A 22,921-nucleotide genomic window follows, 5' to 3' on the forward strand; every position below is an offset into this window, starting at 1 on the left:
TGGCAAAGAGGTCACACCCGTTCCCATACCGAACACGGAAGTTAAGCTCTTTAGCGCCGATGGTAGTTGGGGGCTTCCCCCTGTGAGAGTAGGACGTCGCTACGCAAGTTAAAGTCTAAGCAATAGCTTAGGCTTTTTTTATTTTATATAATAAACCCTTCAACTAAAAATGTGATTTAGATTGCCGTTTAAACAAAGATAAGGTCAAGGAAACAAAGGAGCAAAACCAACAGTAAACAAGCAGTTGGTACAGAGGATTTGATGTGTCACTCATAACGAATTGTTTGTTATTTAGAAATAGAGCAATAAAAAACCCACAGTAATCTAGTGGGTTTTTAAAGTTAAATGTTAAATTAATTATCATCATCGTCATCATCATCGTCATCGTCATCGTCATCATCATCGTATCGATCGTCGTCATATAGGTCATCATCACCATAACGATCATCGTCGTAAAGGTCGTCATCATACGTAACCAATACTTTTGTTGGGGTAGGGTTAGTGCTTTTTTGTGTTTCTGTTTTTTGAGTTGCAGTTGTTGATTTTGTCTTCACAGGTTGCTGAACTTGGTTATCATCCTGATCGTCAACCTTAACACTGTTAACAATAGTATTTTGACTAGTTGGATTATCATCAAAATCGCCATCGCGTCGATCATCTAAGTCTAATAAATCCTTATCTTTTTTTAGCAATTCACCAGTTAGTGCGTCAAATTTCAAATCATATTCTGCATCTTTTGTAGTTACCTCGACCTCGTATAAGCTTCTCATGCCTTCTTTTTCAAACTCAAGTTCTGTAATTCTTCCGTTAACTGCTTGGAGTGCTTTCTTTTCAATTTGCCCAACTGTTAGTTTTTCTGAGCTATTGGCAGAACTAACTACATCCCCACCTACAATAGCAATGAATCCTCCAATACCCATAACACCTAATAATGTTGAAACTAAAACTACTTTCTTCATCTCCTAACATCTCCTAACATCTTTTGATACGTTTATGATACTGGATTAAAATGAAAGGAAAGGAAGAGGTAGATTAGAATTTCATGAGAATTGAATTAGGAGAATCTCATTATTAGTCATCCTCACTATGGTCATCGTCATCATCATCGTCATCTTGTTCAGGGCTATTATCATCCCCATCGTCCTCATCCCCATCGTCCTCATCATCATCTGTAGGTTTTAGTTGTTGTGTTACTGAAAGAACTTTACCTGATATTCCGTGGATTTCAAAAGTAGCATCCATATTGCTTCCATTAACAAAAACCAAATAATAACCACCATCAGATGTATCTTTATACGTAACGGATTGAACTGTTCCACTTAATTGGAAAAGGGCAATTTGCTTTGCACGTTCGATTGAAATAACTGTTGAACTAGGAGGGGCAATATTTGGTTCCTTAACTTTTTCAGATACTACTTCACCTGTTTTAGCATCAACAATAATAGTTTTCTTTAAATTTTGATCAGAAGCCTCTACAACATATTGTGGAACTTCTTCATTCCCATGTAGTTTTATTGATAAAATGGACCCTTTCTTTTTTGCATTTAATAATGAACGAACTTCTTCGACTGTTTTAATTACAGTTTTGGAATTAGGGTCTTTTGTAATGGATGAAAGATCACCTGTCTTTGCATCCATTTGTAAGTTATATGAAAGTCCATTTCTTTCAAGTACCATATAAAAGACATTGCCTTTTTGTTCAAATGATTCTATGCTACCACCGTAAAGGGCTTCTATTTTTTTAGACGCTTCTTGTATTGTTATCAGCTCATCCTTATAAAATCGATCCTGAATAGTCCAAATGACACTAACTGTTATGCCAAGCATAAGTATGATTAATGAAATCATCCACTTTTTATAAGCTGTCATTGGCTATCCTCCTTTAGTTCACCTATCTGAATCGGTATTGTTAACGTAAACTTTGTACCGACGCCTACTTCACTTTCTACTTTTATTTCAATTTGTAGAAGTTCGGCTATTACTTTTGCAATTGACAGACCTAGCCCGGTACCACCAGTCTTACGATTGCGATCTTGACTAACACGATAAAAACGATCAAACAAATGAGGTATATGATCATTTGGAATGCCTACTCCGAAATCTCGAATTTCAATTTCAATGTGAGCCTTTTGTTTTGAGATTTGGACGAGTATTTGATCTTCACTATATTTACGGGCATTATCTAAGAGGATAAACAATAGTTGCTTTAGTTTTTGTTCGTCTGTATAAATATCAAGATGAAGTTCTGATTGTAACTCAAAATGTCGGTTGTATGCCTGCTGCATTTGAGATAGTGTATTATCAATTAATTTATGCAGATCTATTTTCGAAATGGAAAGTGAAATATTTTCTTTATTTTTTGCAAGTTGAAGCATCTGCTCAATCATATCTTTCATTCGTTGTGATTCATTTACGATGGCATCTAAAGCTTCATATGCTACTTTTTCATTGGAAAAGCCACGTCGTACCAAAAGTTTTGCATAACTCTCAATAACGGTTAATGGCGTTTTTAGTTCGTGTGAGGCATTGGATACGAACTGCTGTTGTTTCTTATAGTTCGATTCGAGCGTTTTCATCATCCCATTAAAAGTTCGGCCAATCTGAGCAAGTTCATCACGTCCGTCATTTGCTTCCTCTATTTTTTCGTAGGTACCAGAGGTGGAGCTTTTTTTCATGGCAGCACTTAATTGTTCAATTGGACGAAGAATGATTCCACTTAAAATCATGTTTGACAATAGGATTGGGATGGTAGCTAAAATGATGACAACGACAAAAGTGAGCTTTAAAAGTTCCATATTGGAAGCTACTTCGTCTAGTCGTTGGAGCATCTGGAGTTTAACAATTGATCCGTCTATCCATATCGCTGGAACTTCAACCATAATGACAGGTATATCATTAAGTTTACTAATGGAGTAAGTTCCTTTGTTAGTGAAATTTTTAACGTCAAACTGATCAAATGAAAGAGCTGCTTCGACTATTGTGATTGGCTTCTCTTGTTCATTAACTACACGAATGGCTCCGTTCGAAGGCATATAAGCCCTTAGTACTTGATCTGAATCTATGCTGAGATCTAATGATTGTAGCGTCATCAAAAGCTCCTCTGACCTTGCATTTAGCTGTTCAGACTCTGTATTCATTGAGATCTTTTCAAATAATACATAAACACTGAAATTGATCACTACTAAAAGAAGTAGCATAAGTATGGTTGTAAATAGATGTATTTTGCTTTTAAGCTTCATGAACTAGACTCCTTTAATACATACCCGACACCACGGACCGTATGTATTATTCGAGAATTATGGGCTGCCTCAAGCTTTTGGCGAACATATCGAATATATACATCAACAACGTTTGTATCACCATAATAGTCAAAGCCCCAAACTGACTCTAAAATTTGTTCACGTGATAATACTTGTTTTGGATGCTTAAGTAAGTAATTAAGTAAATCGTATTCACGAGGGGTTAATTGAATAGGAGTCCCATAATATAAAACTTCTCTCGTTTGTTCATGAAGTGAAAGTTGACCATATGAAATTAAATGAAGATCTAAATTTTCTTCTTCTTGTGTGGAAGAGGGTTTAGCAAACCGAAGTGTAGCACGAATTCTAGCAAGTAGTTCTTCAATTTCAAATGGTTTTGTAACGTAATCATTTGCTCCGAGGTCAAGGCCCTTCACTTTATCTTCTACCTCTCCTCTTGCTGTCAATAATATGACAGGAGTTGATTGTTCTGTTGCACGGATTCGCTTTAAAACATCAAGTCCATTCATTTCAGGTAACATTAAATCAAGTAAAACTAAATCATAACTTCCTTCACGGTATTTAATCAGACCAGTTGTACCAGTATGTGCAACATCTGCAATATAGCCTTCGAATTGAAGTTCAAGCTGCAATACACGAGCAATGTTCTCTTCATCTTCAATAATTAATATTTTCTTTTCCATGATTTATCAACTCACCGTTATTAATATTTGTATAAGTTAAATAATACAGAAGAAACATTAAAATATGATGAGAATTAACCTGCAATTTTCCTTTTTAGTTATTACTTCCTAAGTAAGTATGTCAAAATAAAAAAATTAGAAGACTAATACTAAATGAAGTTAAGCAAATTAAATATTTCTTTCCAACAACTTCTTTTCGTAATATAGTAACTACAAATATTGAAAGGGTATGAACAATGAGTAAAAAACAAATTTGGTTTGAAGTAGAGGAAAATGAAACAATTGAACAATGTCTAGAAAGGATGAAAATTGAAGGCTATATGCCAATGGGGCGTAAGGAAGAACCGATGTTTCATCTTGTAAATGGAGAACCAACGTACTTACGTCAAAAAATTAAATTTAAAGGGATTAAAGTTGAAAACTAAAATGAAAATAAGTCAAAATCCGAACATTACCGTTTTCTGAAAATTTATCGTTCGCATTTTTTCATTGATTTTCTATAAAAGCCTTGTTAAAATGTGTACAGGTAAAGTAATTACGTAAAGACGTAACCCACATATATGCTAGAGAATATGGCTCTAGTGTTTCTACCCGACACCGTAAACGTCGGACTATGCGGGAAAGCAACTTTTGGAACGTGATGAAATGGTAGTTTGGAAGACTCACACTACTTTTCGTTTAATCGACTTCCTCAAGTATCCTGCTTTCTTCGGATAGAAGGTAGGGTATTTGAGGATTTTTTATATTTAATAATTTCGTAAAAAGGGAGCTAGAAAAGTATGAATCCAAAAATAGGAGTCATTATGGGAAGTTCAAGTGACTGGGAAACGATGAAACATGCTTGTGACATTTTAGATGAATTACAAGTACCTTATGAAAAGAAAGTAGTTTCTGCACATAGAACTCCAGACTTAATGTTTGAGTATGCAGAATCAGCACGTTCTAGAGGAATTCAAGTAATTATCGCTGGTGCTGGTGGTGCTGCTCACTTACCGGGGATGGTTGCTGCAAAAACAACGTTACCGGTAATTGGTGTTCCAGTTCAATCAAGAGCATTAAACGGATTGGATTCATTACTTTCTATCGTACAAATGCCTGGTGGAGTGCCAGTTGCAACGGTCGCAATTGGTAAAGCCGGTTCAACAAACGCAGGTTTACTAGCTGCGCAGATTTTATCAACGACAGATCAAGAATTAGCACAGCTACTTGACGCTCGTCGTGAATCGATTAAGCAACAAGTGTTAGAAAGTACAGGTGACTTAGTGTGACAAAGGTAATTTATCCAGGTCAAACAATTGGAATTATTGGCGGTGGCCAATTAGGAAGAATGATGGCATTAGCTGCAAAAGAGGCAGGGTTCAAAATTGCGGTGTTAGAACCTGCGATGGATTCTCCTTGTGGTCAAGTTGCTGATGTTCGAATTGTAGCCCCTTATGATGATGAAGCAGCGTTAGAGGAATTAGCTGAAGTAAGTGATGTCATTACTTATGAATTTGAAAATATAGACTTTGAGGGGTTAAAGAGATTAACCGAAATAGCATATATCCCTCAAGGTGCGGATTTAGTCCGTATAACTCAAAATCGTGTAACGGAAAAAGAGGCGATTGTGAAGGCTGGGTGTCCAGTAGCTCCTTACTTAGTTGTAAACTCATATGAAGAGCTAGTCGAACAAATTGATCAAATTGGTTTCCCAAGTATTGTGAAAACAGCTCGTGGAGGCTATGATGGCAAAGGGCAACAACAATTAAATGGAGTTGAAGATTTGCCGTTAGCCCAAAAGCTATTTGAACATTCACAGTGCGTTGTTGAAGGCTTTGTACCCTTTACAAAAGAAATATCCGTTATTGTGCAACGCAATGGGTTTGGGGAGACATATTGTCTTCCAGTAGGAGAAAACATCCATGTGCATCACATTTTACATGAAACAATTGTACCAGCACGTGTTGCAGATGAAACCTTATCACTTGCACAAGAAGCTGCAATGAAAATTGCGGATTATCTAAAACTTGTAGGTACATTAGCTGTAGAAATGTTTGTCCTTGAAGATGGGCAAATCGTGATTAATGAATTAGCGCCAAGACCTCATAACTCAGGGCACTATTCAATTGAAGCATGTAACATTTCACAATTTGGTCAGCATGTTCGCGCAGTTTGTGGATGGCCATTACGTCAGCCAAAATTAATGCAACCATCTATTATGGTTAATTTATTAGGGCAACACGTGGTACCATTAAGTAATTCCATATCAAAATATCCGAACTGGTCTATCCATTTATACGGTAAAGCAGAAGCAAAGGTAAATCGTAAAATGGGACATGTTACCATTATGACGGATGATATTGAGGAAACACTAAGTGAAATTGAGAAATCTGATATCTGGTCAGAATAAAAGGAGAAGTAAACATGATCGAACGTTATACACGCCCAGAAATGGGAGCAATTTGGACAGAAGAAAACAAATTTAAAGCATGGTTAGAGGTAGAAATTTTAGCTTGTGAAGCTTGGTCAGAACTTGGGGTTATTCCTAAAGAAGATGTTACATTACTACGTCAAAATGCTTCTTTCGATATTAATCGTATTTATGAAATTGAACAATCAACTCGTCACGATGTTGTAGCTTTCACTCGTGCAGTTTCTGAAACATTAGGTGAAGAACGTAAATGGGTGCACTACGGCTTAACTTCTACAGACGTAGTAGATACTGCATTATCTTATTTAATTAAACAAGCAAACACAATTTTACGTAAAGATATTGTTAACTTCATTAATATCTTAACTGAAAAAGCAAAAGAACATAAATATACAGTTATGATGGGACGTACACATGGTGTACATGCTGAACCAACTACATTTGGTTTAAAACTTGCTCTATGGCTTGAAGAAATGAGACGTAACTTAGAACGTTTCGACTATGCTGCTAAAGTAATTGAAACTGGGAAAATCTCAGGTGCTGTAGGTACTTATGCGAACATCGATCCATTTGTTGAACAGTATGTATGTGAAAAATTAGGTTTACAAGCTGCACCAATTTCAACACAAACATTACAACGTGACCGTCACGCACAATACTTCTCTACATTAGCTTTAATTGCAACTTCAATTGAAAAGTTTGCAACAGAAGTTCGTGGATTACAAAAATCAGAAACGCGCGAGGTGGAAGAAGCGTTCGCAAAAGGTCAAAAAGGTTCTTCTGCAATGCCTCATAAACGTAACCCAATCGGTTCTGAAAATATGACAGGTATGGCTCGTTTAATTCGTGGTTACATGTTAACAGCTTATGAGAACGTATCGCTTTGGCATGAACGTGACATTTCACATTCATCTGCAGAACGTGTCATTCTTCCAGATGCAACGATTGCCCTTAACTACATGTTAAATCGTTTCGGCAATATCGTGAAAAACCTAACAGTATTCCCAGAAAACATGAAGCGTAACATGGATCGTACATTTGGTTTAATTTACTCTCAACGCATTTTACTAGCTTTAATTGATAAAGGTCTAGTTCGCGAAGAAGCGTACGATACAGTTCAACCACTTACTGCTCGTGCATGGGATGAACAAACGCAATTCCGTCCACTTGTAGAAGCAAATGAAAAAATTACTTCTCTACTAACAAAAGAAGAAATTGATGATTGCTTCGACTATAACTATCACATTAAAAATGTTGATATGATCTTCGAACGTCTTGGATTAAACTAATTAGCTATATTTAACCCTCATACAGTGAACTACCCAAAAGTTCACTGTATGAAACATAATGGAGGAACACGACATGAATAAAGGTCAACTTTTATATGAAGGTAAAGCTAAACGATTATATGCTACAGATAATGAAGAAATATTGTTCGTTGAATATAAAAATAGTGCAACAGCCTTTAATGGTGAAAAGAAGGCAGAAATTGAAGGGAAAGGCACTTTAAACAACCGTATTACTACTGTAATATTCAATAAACTAAAAGAACATGGTATTGATTCACACTTCGTTGAACAAATTTCAGATCATGAACAATTAGTTAAAAAAGTTGACATTATTCCAATTGAAGTAGTTGTTCGAAATATTGCGGCAGGTAGTCTTGCAAAAAGACTAGGTGTTGAAGAAGGTACTCCTTTAAAACGAACAATAGTTGAATTTTACTATAAAGATGATGCACTAGGTGATCCATTCATTAATAACGATCATATTGATATTCTTGGTATTGCTTCGAAAGAAGAAGTAGATAAACTTTATGAATTAGGGTTGAAAGTAAATAGTGTATTACAACCAATCTTTGAAGAAGTTAGTGTTATTTTAGTTGACTTTAAACTCGAATTTGGTCGTGACTCAGAAGGCAATGTTTTACTTGCCGATGAAATTTCTCCAGATACATGTCGTTTATGGGATGCAGAAACAAAACAAAAATTAGATAAAGACGTATTCCGTCGTGATTTAGGTAGCTTAACAGAAGTATATGAAATTATTCTTTCTAGACTTGGAGGACAATAATAATGACTAAGGTTAAAATTTACGTTACTTTACGCGAGAGTGTTTTAGACCCACAAGGATCTGCAGTAAAAGGATCATTAGGAAAGATTGGTTATAACGAAGTAGAAGATGTACGAATCGGTAAATATTTAGAAGTAACAATTGGTGAAACAGATCGTGATATTGACACAATTGTGAAAGAAATGTGTGAAAAACTTCTTACAAATACAGTGATTGAAGACTATCGCTTCGAAGTCGAGGAGGCTAATTAATTATGAAATTCGCAGTACTCGTTTTCCCTGGGTCGAACTGTGACATCGATATGTATCATGCAATTAAGGACGAACTTGGTGAAGAAGTAGAATACGTATGGCATGACGCAACAGATTTAAGTGGCTTTGATGGAATTCTTGTTCCAGGAGGGTTCTCCTATGGTGATTACTTGCGATGCGGTGCAATGGCTAACCAATCTAACGTAATGGCTGAAGTAAAAAAGGCTGCTGAAGCTGGTAAACCTGTACTAGGTGTTTGTAACGGATTCCAAATTTTAACTGAAGCTGGTTTGCTTCCAGGTGCGTTACTTCGTAATCAAAACTTAAAATTCATGTGTCGTACAGTTGAATTGAAGGTGGAAAATAACAATACGTTATTTACAAATCAATACGAACAAGGCCAAACAATTAATATTCCAATCGCTCACGGTGAAGGAAATTACTATTGTGACGATGAAACTCTAGCAAAACTTAAAGAGAATAATCAAATCGTCTTTACATACTCTGGTGAAAATCCAAACGGAAGTCTTGTAGATATTGCAGGGATCATCAACGAACGTGGAAATGTGCTTGGCATGATGCCACACCCAGAACGTGCAGTACATGAATTATTAGGTAGTGATGATGGACTAGCATTATTTAAATCAATCGTTAAGCAGTGGAGGGAATCACATGTCAGCTAAACATGAACCAACAAGTGCACAAATTAAGGAACAAAAGCTTTATGCACAAATGGGGATGTCAGATGAAGAATTTGAAATGGTTGAGAAGATTTTAGGTCGTCTTCCAAACTGGACAGAAACAGGGTTATTCTCTGTAATGTGGTCTGAACACTGTTCTTATAAAAACTCAAAGCCTGTTCTACGTAAATTCCCTACAAAAGGCCCTCAAGTTTTACAAGGACCTGGTGAAGGTGCAGGAATTGTGGACATTGGTGATGAGCAAGCCGTTGTATTTAAAATGGAATCACATAACCATCCTTCAGCAATTGAGCCATACCAAGGGGCTGCAACAGGGGTAGGTGGAATTATCCGTGACGTATTCTCGATGGGTGCTCGCCCAATTGCGATGTTAAATTCTTTACGTTTCGGTGAGTTAAAAACTGAACGTGGTAAATACCTATTTGAAGAAGTTGTAGCGGGAATTGCTGGGTACGGAAACTGTATCGGAATTCCAACTGTTGGGGGAGAAATTCAATTTGACCCTTGTTATGAAGGGAACCCATTAGTTAACGCAATGTGTGTTGGACTAATTGATCATAAAGATATTCAACGTGGAATTGCAGCAGGTGTTGGTAACACAGTAATGTATGTTGGTGCAAAAACAGGTCGAGATGGTATCCATGGAGCAACATTTGCATCGGAAGAACTTTCAGAAGCTTCTGAAGAAAAGCGTCCAGCGGTTCAAGTTGGAGATCCATTCATGGAAAAACTTTTACTTGAAGCTTGTTTAGAAGTAGTTAAATCAGATGCTCTTGTTGGTATTCAAGATATGGGTGCTGCTGGTCTTACTTCATCATCAGCTGAAATGGCATCTAAAGCTGGTTCAGGTGTTGAAATGAACTTAGACTTAGTACCTCAACGTGAAACAGAAATGACAGCATATGAAATGATGTTATCTGAATCTCAAGAACGTATGTTACTAGTTGTGAAAAAGGGCCGCGAAGATGAGATTAAAGCAATCTTCGATAAATACGGTTTAGATGCTGTTGCGATTGGCCACGTAACAGATGACAAAATGCTTCGCTTAGTTCATAAAGGTGAAGTGGTTGCAGAAGTACCTGCTGATGCACTTGCAGAAGACGCACCAGTTTACCATAAACCATCTGCTGAACCAGCATACTTTGCTGAATTCCAAGCAATGGATAACGTTGAACCAGAAGTTCAAGATTATAAAGAAACACTAAAATCTTTACTTCAAGCGCCAACTGTTGCTTCAAAAGAATGGGTTTATGACCAATATGATTACCAAGTTCGTACTTCTACAGTCGTAACACCTGGATCTGATTCAGCAGTTGTACGTGTACGTGGAACAAATAAAGGTCTTGCAATGACAACTGACTGTAACTCACGTTATATCTATTTAGATCCTGAAACAGGCGGTAAAATTGCGGTTGCAGAGGCTGCACGAAATATCATTGCTTCAGGAGGTCAACCTTTAGCAATTACAGACTGCTTAAACTTTGGTAACCCTGAAAAACCAGAAATCTTCTGGCAGATTGAAAAATCAGCTGACGGGATTTCAGCAGCATGTACTGCATTAAATTCACCAGTTATCGGTGGTAACGTATCACTTTATAACGAACGTTCAGGTGAAGCTGTATACCCAACACCAACAATCGGGATGGTCGGCTTAGTACAAGATTTAGCACACGTAACAACGCAAGAAGTAAAACGTGCTAGCGACGTCGTGTATTTAATCGGTGAAACAAAAACTGAATTTGGTGGTTCAGAATTACAAAAGTTAGTTCACGGTAAAATCTTTGGTCAAGCACCAACAATTGACTTAGACATTGAAGCAGCACGTCAACAAGCATTGTTAACTGCAATTCGTGAAGGTTTAGTTCAATCTGCGCACGATGTTTCTGAAGGTGGCGTTTCAGTAGCATTAGTTGAAAAAGCATTTGGAGCAAATGATTTAGGTTTATATGTAACATTAGAAGGATCAGCAGTAACAGCATTATTCAGTGAATCTCAATCTCGGTTTGTTGTCACTGTAAAAGAAGAAAATGCAGCACGATTCGAAGAAGTTGTATCTGAAGCGAAAAAAGTCGGTATTGTAACTGATGACGCAAAAGTAACGATTAACGGAGAACAGGGTGTACTTTTAGAAGGAACTGTTGATGAATTCCGTACTGCTTGGAAAGGAGCTATCCCATGCTTGCTGAAATCAGAGGCTTAAACGAAGAATGTGGGGTATTCGGAATTTGGGGTCATAATGATTCTGCCCATTTAAGCTATTATGGTCTTCATGCACTTCAACACCGTGGTCAGGAAGGGGCTGGTATCGTCGTAACTGACGGCCAGCAGCTCCGTGCGGTAAAAGGTGAAGGACTTGTTAATGATGTATTTAACGAAGAAAAACTAAAAAGTGCGATTGGAAATGCAGCAATTGCCCATGTTCGTTATACAACTGCTGGTGGCGGTGGTATTGATAATGTTCAACCACTATTGTTCCGTTCTTCAACTGGCACTCTTGCGGTTGCACATAACGGGAATTTAGTTAATGCTGGTCATTTAAAACAACATTTAGAACGTTCTGGTAGTATTTTTCATTCCACTTCAGATACAGAAGTTGTTGTTCATCTTATTAAGAAAAGTAAACAACCAACATTTCGTGGCCAAGTTAAAGAAGCTCTTTCTTTATTAAAAGGTGCATTTTCATTATTAATTTTAACGAAGGATAGCCTAATGGTCGCACGTGACAGAAATGGCTTACGTCCATTATCACTTGGAAAATTAGGTGAATCTTGGGTTGTGGCTTCTGAAACGAATGCCTTTGATTTAATCGGTGCAGAGTTTGTTCGTGACATTGAGCCTGGTGAGCTAGTAGTCATTTCTGATAAAGGTGTCGAAGAAGATCGTTATGTTGACATGGAACAACGTGCTATGTGTGCAATGGAATATGTCTACTTCGCACGTCCTGATTCAAATATTGATCAAATCAATATCCATATGGCTCGTAAACGTATGGGGAAACAACTGGCATTAGAATGTGCAGGTATTGAGGCTGATGTAGTAACAGGTGTACCGGATTCAAGTATATCTGCAGCAATTGGTTTTGCTGAAGAAAGTGGTATTCCTTATGAATTGGGGTTAATTAAAAACCGCTATACAGGTCGTACGTTCATTCAACCAACGCAAGAACTACGTGAACGTGGAGTGAAGATGAAACTAGCTCCAGTTGTTCAAGTGGTAAAAGGTAAACGTGTTGTAATGGTAGACGATTCAATTGTACGTGGAACTACCTCACGTCGAATTGTAAAAATGTTAAAAGAAGCAGGTGCTAAAGAAGTGCATGTAGTGATTTCTTCACCGCCTATTTCAAATCCATGTTTCTATGGAATTGATATTTCATCAGACGAAGAATTAATTGCTACTGGTAAAACAGTAGATGAAATTTGTGAGGAAATTTGCGCGGATTCATTGACCTTCTTATCACCAGAGGGAATGGTTGAAGCCATTGCACGTCCATTTGATGACGAAAATCGTGGGCTTTGCTTAGCATGCTTTACTGGAAAGTATCCTACAGAAATTTATCCAGATACAGTCTTACCACATGAAAAAGAACTTTTACGTTAAAGGATTCAAAAGGAGGATAATTCATGTCAAAAGCATATGAACAAGCGGGCGTTAATATTGAAGCTGGCTACGAAGCAGTAAAACGAATGAAATCACATGTTGAACGCACAAATCGATTAGGTGTAATGGGAACATTTGGTGGCTTCGGAGGCATGTTTGACTTGTCTTCATTAAACTTAAAAGAACCTGTTCTTATTTCAGGTACAGATGGTGTTGGGACAAAACTAAAACTTGCATTTATGGTAGATAAACACGATACAATCGGCGTCGACTGTGTAGCAATGTGTGTGAACGACATTGTTGCACAAGGAGCAGAACCTTTATACTTCTTAGATTATGTAGCAGTAGGAAAAGCAGATCCTGTTAAGATTGAGCAAATCGTTAAAGGTGTTGCTGATGGTTGTGTTCAATCAGGAGCGGCGTTAATTGGTGGAGAAACAGCAGAAATGCCAGGTCTTTATGAAGAAAATGAATATGATTTAGCAGGTTTTGCAGTAGGTGCTGCAGAAAAAGCAAACGTAGTTACAGGTGAAAAAATTGTAGAAGGTGATGTGCTTGTTGGGATCGCTTCAAGTGGTGTTCACTCAAACGGTTATTCACTAGTTCGTAAAATTGTTTTTGCTGACAATGGATATGCTGTCGATGAAGTAGTAGAAGGTTACGAAGATCTTGGACCAATTGGTGAAGCGCTTCTCGTCCCAACAAAACTATACGCTAAACCTGTATTAGATATGTTAAAACAAACAGAAATCCATGGTATGGCTCACGTTACAGGTGGCGGTTTCTATGAAAACTTACCACGTATGATGCCAGAAGGATTAGCTACTGAAATCGATTTAGGTTCTTGGTCAGTTTTACGTATATTTGAGTTCCTAAAAGAAAAAGGCGCACTAGCTGATCGGGATCTATATAACGTATTTAACATGGGAATTGGCTTTGTTCTTTCTGTTCCAGAGTCAGAAGCGGACCGCGTTGTCGCAATTGCTGAATCAAATGGCGAAAAAGCATACAAAATTGGTCGTGTAATTAAAGGTGAAGGTGTTGTATTTAAAGGTTCTCATGATGGGAGCTTAGTTTAATGACAACGAAAGTAGCCGTATTTGCTTCTGGTAGTGGGAGCAATTTCCAAGCAATTCAAGAAGCAATTGAAAATGGAGAGCTTGATGCAAAAATTGAGCTTGTTATAACGGATAAGCCAAATGCTTATGTTGTGACAAGAGCCGAAAACTTTGGGGTTCCGGTTTTTGCTTTTTCGGCAAAATCATATGAATCAAAAGCTGCATATGAAGCAGAAATTGTTCAAGCGCTTCGTAATAAAGAAGTAGAATGGATTATACTTGCTGGTTATATGCGTTTAATTGGGAATACTTTACTTTCAGCCTATCCAAATCGGATCGTTAACATCCATCCTTCATTGCTTCCTTCGTTTCCAGGTAAGGATGCAATCGGCCAAGCAATGGAGCATGGGGTTAAAATAACAGGAGTTACGGTTCATTTTGTAGATGAAGGTATGGATACAGGACCAATTTTAGCGCAAGCCGCAGTAGAAGTTGTTGAGGGCAATCGTGAAGCGACAGAAGAACGGATTCATACAGTTGAACATGAACTTTATAAAAAATCTTTAATACAGCTTTTAAACCCAACATCGAAACTACACTAACATAGTTAATGTGTGTTTTACTAGGAGCCAATGCAGAAAGCTTAGTAGTTGAAAGAACTCAAAGCCTTTCTTCATTTACATAACTTAAATTTTTGAAGTCTGAATGTTGCGAAACGTTAAGACAATGACTTTATGAATATACTGGAGGATTTTATCGTGACTAAACGTGCACTTATTAGTGTTTCAAATAAAGATGGTATTTTAGACTTCGCAAAAGAATTAGTAGCGTTAGGATATGAGATTTTATCTACTGGTGGGACAAAAAAATTATTAGCTGACAATGACGTACCTGTGACAGCAGTTGATGAAGTAACAAAATTCCCAGAGATTTTAGATGGTCGTGTGAAAACTCTAAACCCACTAATTCACGGTGGTTTATTAGGAAAGTTTGACGATCCTTCTCACAAAGCTCAAATGGATGAACACGGTATTGAACCGATTGAAATTGTTTGTGTAAACTTATATCCGTTTGTAGAAACAATTTCAAAACCAGATGTAACTTTCGAAGATGCAATTGAAAACATTGATATCGGTGGCCCAACAATGCTACGCTCAGCTGCAAAAAACCACCAATACGTTTCAGTAATTGTAGACTCAAATGACTATGCACAAGTAATTGAAGAATTAAAAGCTGAAGGCGCTACTACACTTGAAACACGTAAACGTCTAGCCGCTAAAGTATTCCGTCATACAGCTGCATATGATTCATACATTTCAAATTATTTAACTGAAGATGAATTCCCAGAGAATTTGACTATGACATATGAATTAAAACAAACATTACGCTACGGTGAAAATCCTCACCAAAAAGCAGCGTTTTATCAAAAACGATTAGCTTCTGACTTCTCAGTGGCGTATGCAACTCAATTACATGGTAAAGAGCTTTCTTACAACAATATTCAAGATGCAAACGCAGCACTTCAAATTGTAAAAGAATTTGATATTCCAGCAGCAGTTGCAGTGAAACATATGAATCCATGTGGCGTTGGTACAGGTGCTTCGATTTATGAAGCTTATAACAAAGCGTATGAAGCGGATTCTACATCCATCTTCGGTGGAATCGTTGCATTAAACCGTGAAGTAGACGTACAAACAGCGGAGCAACTTTCGCAAATCTTCCTTGAGATTATTATTGCACCTTCATTTACTGAAGAAGCATTAGAAATCTTAACAAAAAAGAAAAATATCCGTTTATTAACAATCAACTTTGCTCAAGAAAAACAAGATCAATATAAAGTTGTATCTGTTGAAGGTGGCTTATTAGTTCAAGAAGACGATAAATTCGGTTTCGACGAAGCGGACATTAAGGTGGTAACAGACCGCGAACCAACTGAAGAAGAATGGGAAGCATTAAAACTTGGTTGGGCAGTTGTTAAACACGTGAAGTCAAACGCAATCGTTGTAAATGATGCACAAATGACACTTGGAATTGGTGCTGGACAAATGAACCGTGTTGGTGCGGCAAAAATCGCTTTAGAACAAGCTGGCAGCAAAGCAAAAGGTGCTGCATTAGCTTCTGATGCATTCTTCCCAATGCCTGATACAGTTGAGACAGCAATCGCTGCAGGTATTACAGCGATTATTCACCCAGGTGGATCAATCCGTGACCAAGACTCAATCGAAGTAGCAAACGCTGCTGGTATTACAATGGTTACAACAGGGGTTAGACATTTTAAACATTAATAAAGGAAAGCGGAGGCGGCTCGTAAAGCTAATGCTATAGAACAGGGTATCAAACGCTCGTCTTTGAGGAGGCGAGCGTTTTTTGAAGAGTAAAGATTCCTTTCCTTTTAGAAAAGCTAACTGTTTGTGTGAAGAGCATGGACGTGTAGAGGGAAAACGAACTTAATCAGTACAAAGTCACATGTAAAGTAGTCGAACTCGCACATAACGGAAACCAAGGAACCAAACTAACACCAAAAATCCAAAAGTAATCATAAAACAATAGGGAGGTAATTCAAATGAACATTCTAGTCATCGGAAGTGGTGGGCGTGAACATGCAATTGCAAAGAAATTTAGCATCGCGCCCTCTGTAGAAAAGGTTTACGTTGCTCCAGGGAACGATGGAATGCGTCAAGACGCTGAAGTAGTAGCCATTGATGCAATGAACTTTAAAGAATTAGCCCAATTTGCTAAAGAAAATAAAATAGATTTAACATTCGTCGGACCAGAACAACCTCTTGCAAGAGGAATTGTAGATTTCTTTAACGAGGAAGGTTTAACAATCTTTGGACCAACACAAGCAGCTGCTCGAATTGAAGGAAGTAAATCTTATGCGAAAGAAATTATGAAGAAATACAATATCCCTACAGCAGCATACGAAACATTTACAGAAGCAAAAAGTGCAATCAACTATGTTAAAGAACAAGGAGCTCCTATTGTAGTCAAAGCAGATGGTTTAGCAGCTGGTAAAGGTGTAATTGTTGCGATGACAGAAGAAGAAGCGATTGACGCTATCAATGATATGATTGGTAATCAACGTTTCGGTGAATCTTCATCACGTGTAGTCATTGAGGAGTTTTTAGATGGTGAAGAATTTTCCTTTATGTCATTTGTTCATAAAGGTCAAATTTACCCAATGGTGATTGCACAAGACCATAAACGTGCCTACGATGGAGACAAAGGTCCAAATACAGGTGGAATGGGAGCGTATTCCCCAGTGCCACAAATTCCACAAGAAGTCGTTTCTCGTGCATATATCGAAATTGTGGAGCCAACTGTCAAAGCAATGGAAGAGGAAGGCGTTTCCTTTACAGGGATCCTCTATGCAGGTTTAATCTTAACAGCTCAAGGCCCTAAAGTAATTGAGTTTAACGCACGTTTCGGTGACCCTGAAACACAAGTTGTACTACCACGTATGACTTCTGACTTTGGGTTATTTATGAAATCATTAATGGAAGAAAAGTATTTTGACCTACAATGGACAAATGAAGCAATGTTAGGTGTCGTAATAGCAGCTGAAGGCTATCCTGGCGATGTAGAAAAAGGAAGTCCTCTTCCTAATTTAGAAGCAATAAGCAAGAACTATGAAGTATACCATGCCGGCACAAAACTGGTTGACGGACAATTTGTAGGTAACGGTGGACGTGTGTTATTAGTTGCAACAAAAGCTGATTCATTAAAAGAAGCTCAAGAAAAAGTATATGCTGGAATTGGCCAACACTCTTGGGATCGATTCTTCTTCAGAAAAGATATTGGTTGGAGAACTTTTAAATAAAATTAATAATAAAAATTAAATGTCCCTTGGAGCATTTGTGACTGTGTCCTGCGTTTTCGTCATATGCGGAAGTTTAACTACATACTTAAGAAGCAAGAGAGGCTACTTAGGAATGAAGTTAAAATTATTACCATATAATAAAGAGCAAGAAGAATCTAAACGTTCTTCTTGCTCTTTTCTTGTCAATTTATCCTTAAGAAGGATTAATTGCATTGTTTTTATTATTATTGTTATTTTTCTGGTTGTTCTGCTTGTTTTGGTTGTTGTTAGATTTATTTTGATTATTTTGAGAGCCAGCTACTGATGAGGCTACTTTTGAAATAGCTCCTTCAACAGAACCACCACCAGCTATAGTTTTTGCAGCCTTATTTGCTGCTTGTGTTAGCGCATCTTGCGATGAATTAGTGGTATTAGATGGTTTACTCTGAGAAGAATTTGAAAGTGATTGGACCCCTTGAGCTGCGGCACTTACAACTTGGGCTAGACCCCCTTGTGTTGAAGAGCCTGAACTAGATTGCCCTTGGGCTGAAGTTGATTGACCACCGCCATTTTGAGAACTAGTATTGGCATACGTATCACGGAAAGCTTGCATTAGGCTGTCGCCATCTAAAAAGTTCTCAAATGATGTAGATACTGCATCATTTATATTTCTGCTAACTAAAGCCTTTGCAGGACAGTGTAGGAAAATCCCTTCTGCTATTTTTAGTGCACCTGCAGTAACTAGTAATGATCCTAATGTTCTGCTTGAATTTTCACGTGCTAGGTGAGCAATACCGCAAGCTGTTATACCTGCTCCTAATGCCAAGCGAACAAAACCGCTTCTCTCTGAGATGTTTTCTTCTAGCAATGTAAATCAGCTCCTTTTGTAAATGTGTTTTAAATTTGAGTGAAATGCACTTTAATTTGTTAAAGTGCTGTGATACGATTACGTATAATCGAAATAAAAACACTCAAAAATAAGTAAATTTAGTATGTGCATATAGATAACGAATAACCGGATTAAAAATCTTTTAAGGAAAGAAGGGAGTGTAAAAAATGCCTGTATCTACATGGAAAATCGATGAACTTCGAAAGCAAGTCGCAGTTATTGATGGAAAATTGGCGCCTTCAATTGTTTTGAAAAATGCGCGGTATTTACATAGTATGCTGAAAACATGGTTGGAAGGAAATATATGGATCCTCGGCAACCGTATTGTATATGTTGGAACAGAAATGCCGGCTCAATTAAGTGGAACAGAAGTAATTGATTTAGCAGGTAAAACTGTTGTACCGGGTTATATTGAGCCACATGTTCATCCATTTCAGTTGTATCATCCACAGTCATTTGCAGATTTTGCCTCACAAGGTGGGACGACTACCTTTATATCAGACAACATGATATTCTTTCTATCTTTATCAAATAAGAAAGCGTTTTCAATTATCAATCGATTGAATGACTTACCGTTTTCGTTTTATTGGTGGGCTCGTTTTGATTCACAAACTGAACTAGGTAATGAAGATGAATTGTTTACAAATAGATCAGTACTATCTTGGTTAGAACGTGAGGATGTTTTACTGGGTGGAGAGTTAACCGGGTGGCCACGCTTACTTAATGGGGACGACCAAATGCTTTATTGGATTCAAATGGCTAAGCAAAAGGGGAAAAAAATAGAAGGCCACTTCCCAGGCGCATCGGAACGTACATTAGCTCGTCTAAAACTTCTTGGTGCAGATGGTGATCATGAAGCAATGACAATTGAAGAGGTGGAACGTAGGATCTTACATGGAATTGATGTAACGTTGAGATATTCTTCGATTCGACCTGACTTACCAGAGCTTTTAAAAGGGGTTTTGGAAAAGGATCTAAATATATTTGACCATTTAATGATGACAACAGACGGTTCAACACCTAGTTTTCATCAGGACGGTGTAATGGATAAATGTATTCAAGTTGCGTTAGATGTAGGTGTTCCGCCAGTGTACGCTTACAATATGGCTTCTTTTAATGTTGCTCGTTATTATAATCTATCTCACTTGCATGGATTAATTGCAACTGGTCGTTTGGCCAACATTAATATTCTTAAGGACGAATTCACTCCAACTCCAGAAGCTGTCTTATCAAAAGGGGTATGGTTGAAAAAAGAAAACCAAAAACAGGATCACTTTCCGAAAATCAATTGGTCACCTGTACCAAAATTAAAAATAGATTTTGATTTAAATGATGATGATTTCCAATTTTCAATGCCAATTGGTCTTCAAATGGTGAATGATGTAATCACAAAACCATTTACAATTCAAACTCAGTTTAGCAATAATGAGCTATGTTCAACAAGCGATGAAAGTTATTTAATGCTGATTGATCGAAAAGGTAAGTGGCGTGTTAATACAATGATTAAAGGTTTTGCGAAAGATGTAAAAGGATTCGCATCTTCATATTCATGTACCGGGGAAATTATTATAATTGGGAAAAGTATACCGGATATGAAGAGAGCTTTTGAGGAAGTAAAAAATATGAATGGTGGAATTACCCTAATTGAGAATAATGAAGTCGTCTCTTCAATTCCATTAACAATTGGTGGTACTGCTTACGATGGTGATGTTGATGATTTAATTGAATTAGAGTTAAAATTAAAAGCAGAATTAAAAGAGCGTGGATATCATCATACAGATGCAATATATACTTTGTTGTTTTTACAATCTACCCATTTACCTTATATACGGATTACGCCATTAGGTATTTATGATGTAATGAAAAAAAGTGTAATTATACCAGCAGTTATGCGCTAAAAAGGGGATAGAATATGTTGTTAAAAAAAGGGATATTTTCTATAGCTCTATGTTCGACAATTATGCTTGTCGGATGTGGAAAAGATGAGACAGTAAAAGAAGAGGTTGAGGAACAAACAATTCCAGTTACTGAAGAAGTAGCGGAGCCCTCTTATGTAATGCCTTTTACAGGGGAAAAAGTAGCTGATGAAGTAACTATGCGGCCGGTCATTGCAACAATCAACAACCATCCGGATGCAAGACCACAATCAGGAATTGCATCTGCGGATGTAATTTATGAGATGCTAGCTGAAGGTGATGTTACAAGATTACTAGCTTTGTATCAGTCTGAAGTACCTGATAATATTGGGCCTATTCGAAGTGCACGATCTTATTTTGTGGAAATTGCACAAGGTTTAGATGCATTTTATATTGCACATGGGTATAGTCCAGAAGCACAAGTTATGCTAATGAATGGGGTAGTGGACAACATAAATGGTATGGCATATGATGGGACTATTTTCAAACGCTCAACAGATCGTGTGGCACCGCATAATTCCTATATTTCAGGCGAAAATGTACCAGTAGCTGCAGAAAAAGTTGGCACTTCACTTCTTTATCACAAAAAAGTGTCTTATACGTTTTATGATGAAGAAGAAAGTGTTAAAATAGGAACACAAGCAAATGAAGTATCTATTAGGTATAGTAGCCATGATGTGTTCAATAGTTCCTATAAATATAATGTAAGTAGTAACACATATGCTCGCCAATCAGACAATGTAGAAACAATAGATGCTTTAACAAATGAACCAATCGCATTATCTAATATTTTATTTTTTGAAATGGACCACCAAATAATCGATAATGCAGGACGTCGCGAAATTGATATCACAACAGGTGGAACAGCGTATGTATTCCAAGAGGGCATGATGCGAGAAGTAAGATGGGACAATGTAGATGGTTTACTAAAAGCCTTTGAACCAGATGGAACCGAAGTTAAATTAGTACCTGGAAAAACGTGGGTTCATTTTGTTCCATCCAATCCGGGTATAGAAACATCTGTAAAATATTCGTAGCACAAGAGAAAGGATGGGTATGAATGCAAATCGACAAGATTCGAGGACATCAAACCGATCAATTGTTTAAAGCAGTTTTAGAGTTAAAAGATCTCGACGAATGCTATAAATTTTTTGACGATTTATGTACAATTAGCGAAATACAATCATTAGCTCAACGTTTTGAAGTAGCACATTTATTGCGCTTGAAAAAAACTTATGAAGCAATAAAGAAAGAAACAGGTGCTTCTACTGCAACAATTTCTCGTGTACGTCGTTGTTTCGATTATGGGAACGATACATACGATGAAATGTTAGGTCGATTATATCCTGATGAAAAACCATTCCAGGCTAAATAGTTTTTTGTAGTAGGCTGTTTAATGAGTCCCATTGTGACTTTTTAAACAGCCTATTCTAATGTTAAAGAATAAGAACAAACAAATGCATTAATAAGATGAGATAGAGCGATGTTAATACTTAAGTGGACGTTTTCGCTTTTTATTACTTTACGCTATACTTGTAAACGAGATTAGATAAACGAATAGGTGGGAAATAAGATGGATTATAAAAATTGGCGCCATGTGTTCAAAATTGATCCAGCAAAAGAAATTTCAGATGAAGCATTAGAAAAAGTTTGTGAGTCAGGAACTGACGTCATTATAGTAGGGGGAACAGACGGTGTAACGATTGATAATGTTATTGATATTTTACTACGTGTACGTCGCTATACAGTTCCAATTGCTCTCGAAATATCAAATATCGAGTCTGTAACTCCTGGTTTTGATTATTATTTTATACCATCTGTATTAAATAGTACGGATACGAAATGGGTGAAAGATCTTCATCATCAAGCAATTAAAGAATACGGAGATATCATGGTATGGGATGAGTTAATTGCTGAAGGATATTGTATTTTAAATCCTGATTGTAAGGTCGCAAAAGCAACGAATGCAAATACCGATTTAACAATGGATGATGTGATCGCCTATGCGCGTCTTTCAGAGAATTACTTTAAATTACCTATCTTTTATTTGGAATATAGCGGTACCTACGGAGATGTCGACATTGTTTCTTCAGTAAAAGAAGTATTAAATGAAACAAAATTATTCTACGGTGGGGGCATCAAGTCTGCACAGCAGGCAGAAGAGATGGCCCATTTAGCAGATACAATTATTGTTGGAAATATCATATATGAAGATTTAAAAGAAGCGTTAAAAACAGTCGAAGCAGTGAAGAATGTTTCGATTTAGAATATTTGCTTGAAT

22 protein-coding genes, 1 rRNA gene and 1 riboswitch are annotated in these 22,921 nt (G+C 37.2%); of the genes, 18 read left to right on the plus strand and 5 right to left on the minus strand.

Annotated elements, in window-relative coordinates:
* Nucleotides 1-105, plus strand: a 5S ribosomal RNA gene (gene rrf, locus JOD29_RS06245); the annotation flags it as partial.
* 248 nt (nucleotides 106-353) lie between these two features.
* Here the strand turns inward: rrf and JOD29_RS06250 are convergent.
* The 4 genes from JOD29_RS06250 to JOD29_RS06265 all read right to left on the minus strand — a co-directional run bounded on the left by JOD29_RS06250 (nucleotide 354) and on the right by JOD29_RS06265 (nucleotide 3,943).
* The gene (locus JOD29_RS06250; RefSeq protein ID WP_124763941.1) at nucleotides 354-959 is read right to left on the minus strand and encodes a PepSY domain-containing protein; all 606 of its coding nucleotides are present in this window, start codon (nucleotides 957-959) and stop codon (nucleotides 354-356) included.
* A 112-nt stretch (nucleotides 960-1,071) separates the two neighbouring features.
* Complete coding sequence (locus JOD29_RS06255) at nucleotides 1,072-1,869, minus strand: PepSY domain-containing protein (protein WP_124763791.1); 798 nt, start codon at nucleotides 1,867-1,869, stop codon at nucleotides 1,072-1,074.
* Complete coding sequence (locus tag JOD29_RS06260; protein ID WP_124763792.1) at nucleotides 1,866-3,239, minus strand: sensor histidine kinase; 1,374 nt, start codon at nucleotides 3,237-3,239, stop codon at nucleotides 1,866-1,868. Before JOD29_RS06260 ends, JOD29_RS06255 begins: the two co-directional genes overlap by 4 nt.
* Nucleotides 3,236-3,943, minus strand: coding sequence for a response regulator transcription factor (locus JOD29_RS06265; protein WP_124763793.1), 708 nt, complete (start codon nucleotides 3,941-3,943; stop codon nucleotides 3,236-3,238). Before JOD29_RS06265 ends, JOD29_RS06260 begins: the two co-directional genes overlap by 4 nt.
* A 236-nt stretch (nucleotides 3,944-4,179) precedes the next feature.
* Between JOD29_RS06265 and JOD29_RS06270 the strand changes: the two genes are divergently transcribed.
* The 13 genes from JOD29_RS06270 (at nucleotide 4,180) to purD (ending at nucleotide 17,856) form a co-directional block, all read left to right on the plus strand.
* Nucleotides 4,180-4,368 carry an NETI motif-containing protein gene (locus JOD29_RS06270; protein WP_124763794.1) on the plus strand — a complete coding sequence of 63 codons (189 nt, stop codon included), beginning with the start codon at nucleotides 4,180-4,182 and terminating at the stop codon, nucleotides 4,366-4,368.
* A gap of 109 nt (nucleotides 4,369-4,477) precedes the next feature.
* Nucleotides 4,478-4,577: riboswitch (purine riboswitch) on the plus strand.
* A gap of 145 nt (nucleotides 4,578-4,722) precedes the next feature.
* Nucleotides 4,723-5,211 carry a 5-(carboxyamino)imidazole ribonucleotide mutase gene (gene purE, locus JOD29_RS06275; RefSeq protein ID WP_124763795.1) on the plus strand — a complete coding sequence of 163 codons (489 nt, stop codon included), beginning with the start codon at nucleotides 4,723-4,725 and terminating at the stop codon, nucleotides 5,209-5,211.
* Nucleotides 5,208-6,332, plus strand: coding sequence for a 5-(carboxyamino)imidazole ribonucleotide synthase (purK, locus tag JOD29_RS06280; RefSeq protein ID WP_124763796.1), 1,125 nt, complete (start codon nucleotides 5,208-5,210; stop codon nucleotides 6,330-6,332). Before purE ends, purK begins: the two co-directional genes overlap by 4 nt.
* A gap of 14 nt (nucleotides 6,333-6,346) precedes the next feature.
* Nucleotides 6,347-7,642, plus strand: a complete 1,296-nt coding sequence (purB, locus tag JOD29_RS06285; RefSeq protein WP_124763797.1) for an adenylosuccinate lyase — start codon at nucleotides 6,347-6,349, stop codon at nucleotides 7,640-7,642.
* Between the two features lie 73 nt (nucleotides 7,643-7,715).
* Nucleotides 7,716-8,426 carry a phosphoribosylaminoimidazolesuccinocarboxamide synthase gene (purC, locus tag JOD29_RS06290; protein ID WP_124763798.1) on the plus strand — a complete coding sequence of 237 codons (711 nt, stop codon included), beginning with the start codon at nucleotides 7,716-7,718 and terminating at the stop codon, nucleotides 8,424-8,426.
* Nucleotides 8,427-8,428: 2 nt separating this feature from the next.
* On the plus strand, nucleotides 8,429-8,677 hold the full coding sequence (gene purS, locus JOD29_RS06295; RefSeq protein ID WP_124763799.1) for a phosphoribosylformylglycinamidine synthase subunit PurS: 249 nt from the start codon (nucleotides 8,429-8,431) through the stop codon (nucleotides 8,675-8,677).
* Nucleotides 8,678-8,679: 2 nt separating this feature from the next.
* Nucleotides 8,680-9,360 (plus strand): phosphoribosylformylglycinamidine synthase subunit PurQ, encoded by a 681-nt coding sequence (gene purQ / locus JOD29_RS06300; RefSeq protein ID WP_124763800.1) that lies wholly within the window; start codon nucleotides 8,680-8,682, stop codon nucleotides 9,358-9,360.
* Nucleotides 9,350-11,578, plus strand: coding sequence for a phosphoribosylformylglycinamidine synthase subunit PurL (gene purL, locus JOD29_RS06305; RefSeq protein ID WP_124763801.1), 2,229 nt, complete (start codon nucleotides 9,350-9,352; stop codon nucleotides 11,576-11,578). The genes purQ and purL overlap by 11 nt, the downstream gene beginning before the upstream one ends.
* Nucleotides 11,554-12,978 (plus strand): amidophosphoribosyltransferase, encoded by a 1,425-nt coding sequence (gene purF, locus JOD29_RS06310; RefSeq protein ID WP_124763802.1) that lies wholly within the window; start codon nucleotides 11,554-11,556, stop codon nucleotides 12,976-12,978. Before purL ends, purF begins: the two co-directional genes overlap by 25 nt.
* Before the next feature lie 23 nt (nucleotides 12,979-13,001).
* Nucleotides 13,002-14,057, plus strand: coding sequence for a phosphoribosylformylglycinamidine cyclo-ligase (gene purM, locus JOD29_RS06315; protein ID WP_124763803.1), 1,056 nt, complete (start codon nucleotides 13,002-13,004; stop codon nucleotides 14,055-14,057).
* Entirely contained in the window at nucleotides 14,057-14,638 is a 582-nt protein-coding gene (gene purN / locus JOD29_RS06320; RefSeq protein ID WP_124763804.1) for a phosphoribosylglycinamide formyltransferase, read from the plus strand. Before purM ends, purN begins: the two co-directional genes overlap by 1 nt.
* Before the next feature lie 156 nt (nucleotides 14,639-14,794).
* The gene (purH, locus tag JOD29_RS06325) at nucleotides 14,795-16,321 is read left to right on the plus strand and encodes a bifunctional phosphoribosylaminoimidazolecarboxamide formyltransferase/IMP cyclohydrolase (RefSeq protein ID WP_124763805.1); all 1,527 of its coding nucleotides are present in this window, start codon (nucleotides 14,795-14,797) and stop codon (nucleotides 16,319-16,321) included.
* 278 nt (nucleotides 16,322-16,599) lie between these two features.
* Nucleotides 16,600-17,856, plus strand: coding sequence for a phosphoribosylamine--glycine ligase (purD, locus tag JOD29_RS06330; RefSeq protein WP_124763806.1), 1,257 nt, complete (start codon nucleotides 16,600-16,602; stop codon nucleotides 17,854-17,856).
* Nucleotides 17,857-18,049: 193 nt separating this feature from the next.
* On the opposite strand, the gene JOD29_RS06335 is transcribed toward purD, so the two are convergent.
* Nucleotides 18,050-18,703: a DUF2892 domain-containing protein gene (locus tag JOD29_RS06335; RefSeq protein WP_124763807.1), complete on the minus strand. Its 654-nt coding sequence runs from the start codon at nucleotides 18,701-18,703 to the stop codon at nucleotides 18,050-18,052.
* A gap of 188 nt (nucleotides 18,704-18,891) precedes the next feature.
* Between JOD29_RS06335 and JOD29_RS06340 the strand changes: the two genes are divergently transcribed.
* From JOD29_RS06340 to pcrB, 4 genes are all read left to right on the plus strand, one after another.
* Complete coding sequence (locus JOD29_RS06340; RefSeq protein WP_124763808.1) at nucleotides 18,892-20,622, plus strand: adenine deaminase C-terminal domain-containing protein; 1,731 nt, start codon at nucleotides 18,892-18,894, stop codon at nucleotides 20,620-20,622.
* Between the two features lie 14 nt (nucleotides 20,623-20,636).
* Nucleotides 20,637-21,677, plus strand: a complete 1,041-nt coding sequence (locus JOD29_RS06345) for a DUF3048 domain-containing protein (protein WP_124763809.1) — start codon at nucleotides 20,637-20,639, stop codon at nucleotides 21,675-21,677.
* A 23-nt stretch (nucleotides 21,678-21,700) separates the two neighbouring features.
* Entirely contained in the window at nucleotides 21,701-22,015 is a 315-nt protein-coding gene (locus JOD29_RS06350) for a YerC/YecD family TrpR-related protein (RefSeq protein ID WP_124763810.1), read from the plus strand.
* Nucleotides 22,016-22,213: 198 nt separating this feature from the next.
* Nucleotides 22,214-22,906 carry a heptaprenylglyceryl phosphate synthase gene (pcrB, locus tag JOD29_RS06355; protein WP_124763811.1) on the plus strand — a complete coding sequence of 231 codons (693 nt, stop codon included), beginning with the start codon at nucleotides 22,214-22,216 and terminating at the stop codon, nucleotides 22,904-22,906.
* Nucleotides 22,907-22,921: the final 15 nt, after the last annotated feature.

The organism is Lysinibacillus composti (assembly GCF_016908465.1).
Classification (GTDB): Bacteria; Bacillota; Bacilli; order Bacillales_A; family Planococcaceae; genus Ureibacillus; species Ureibacillus composti_A.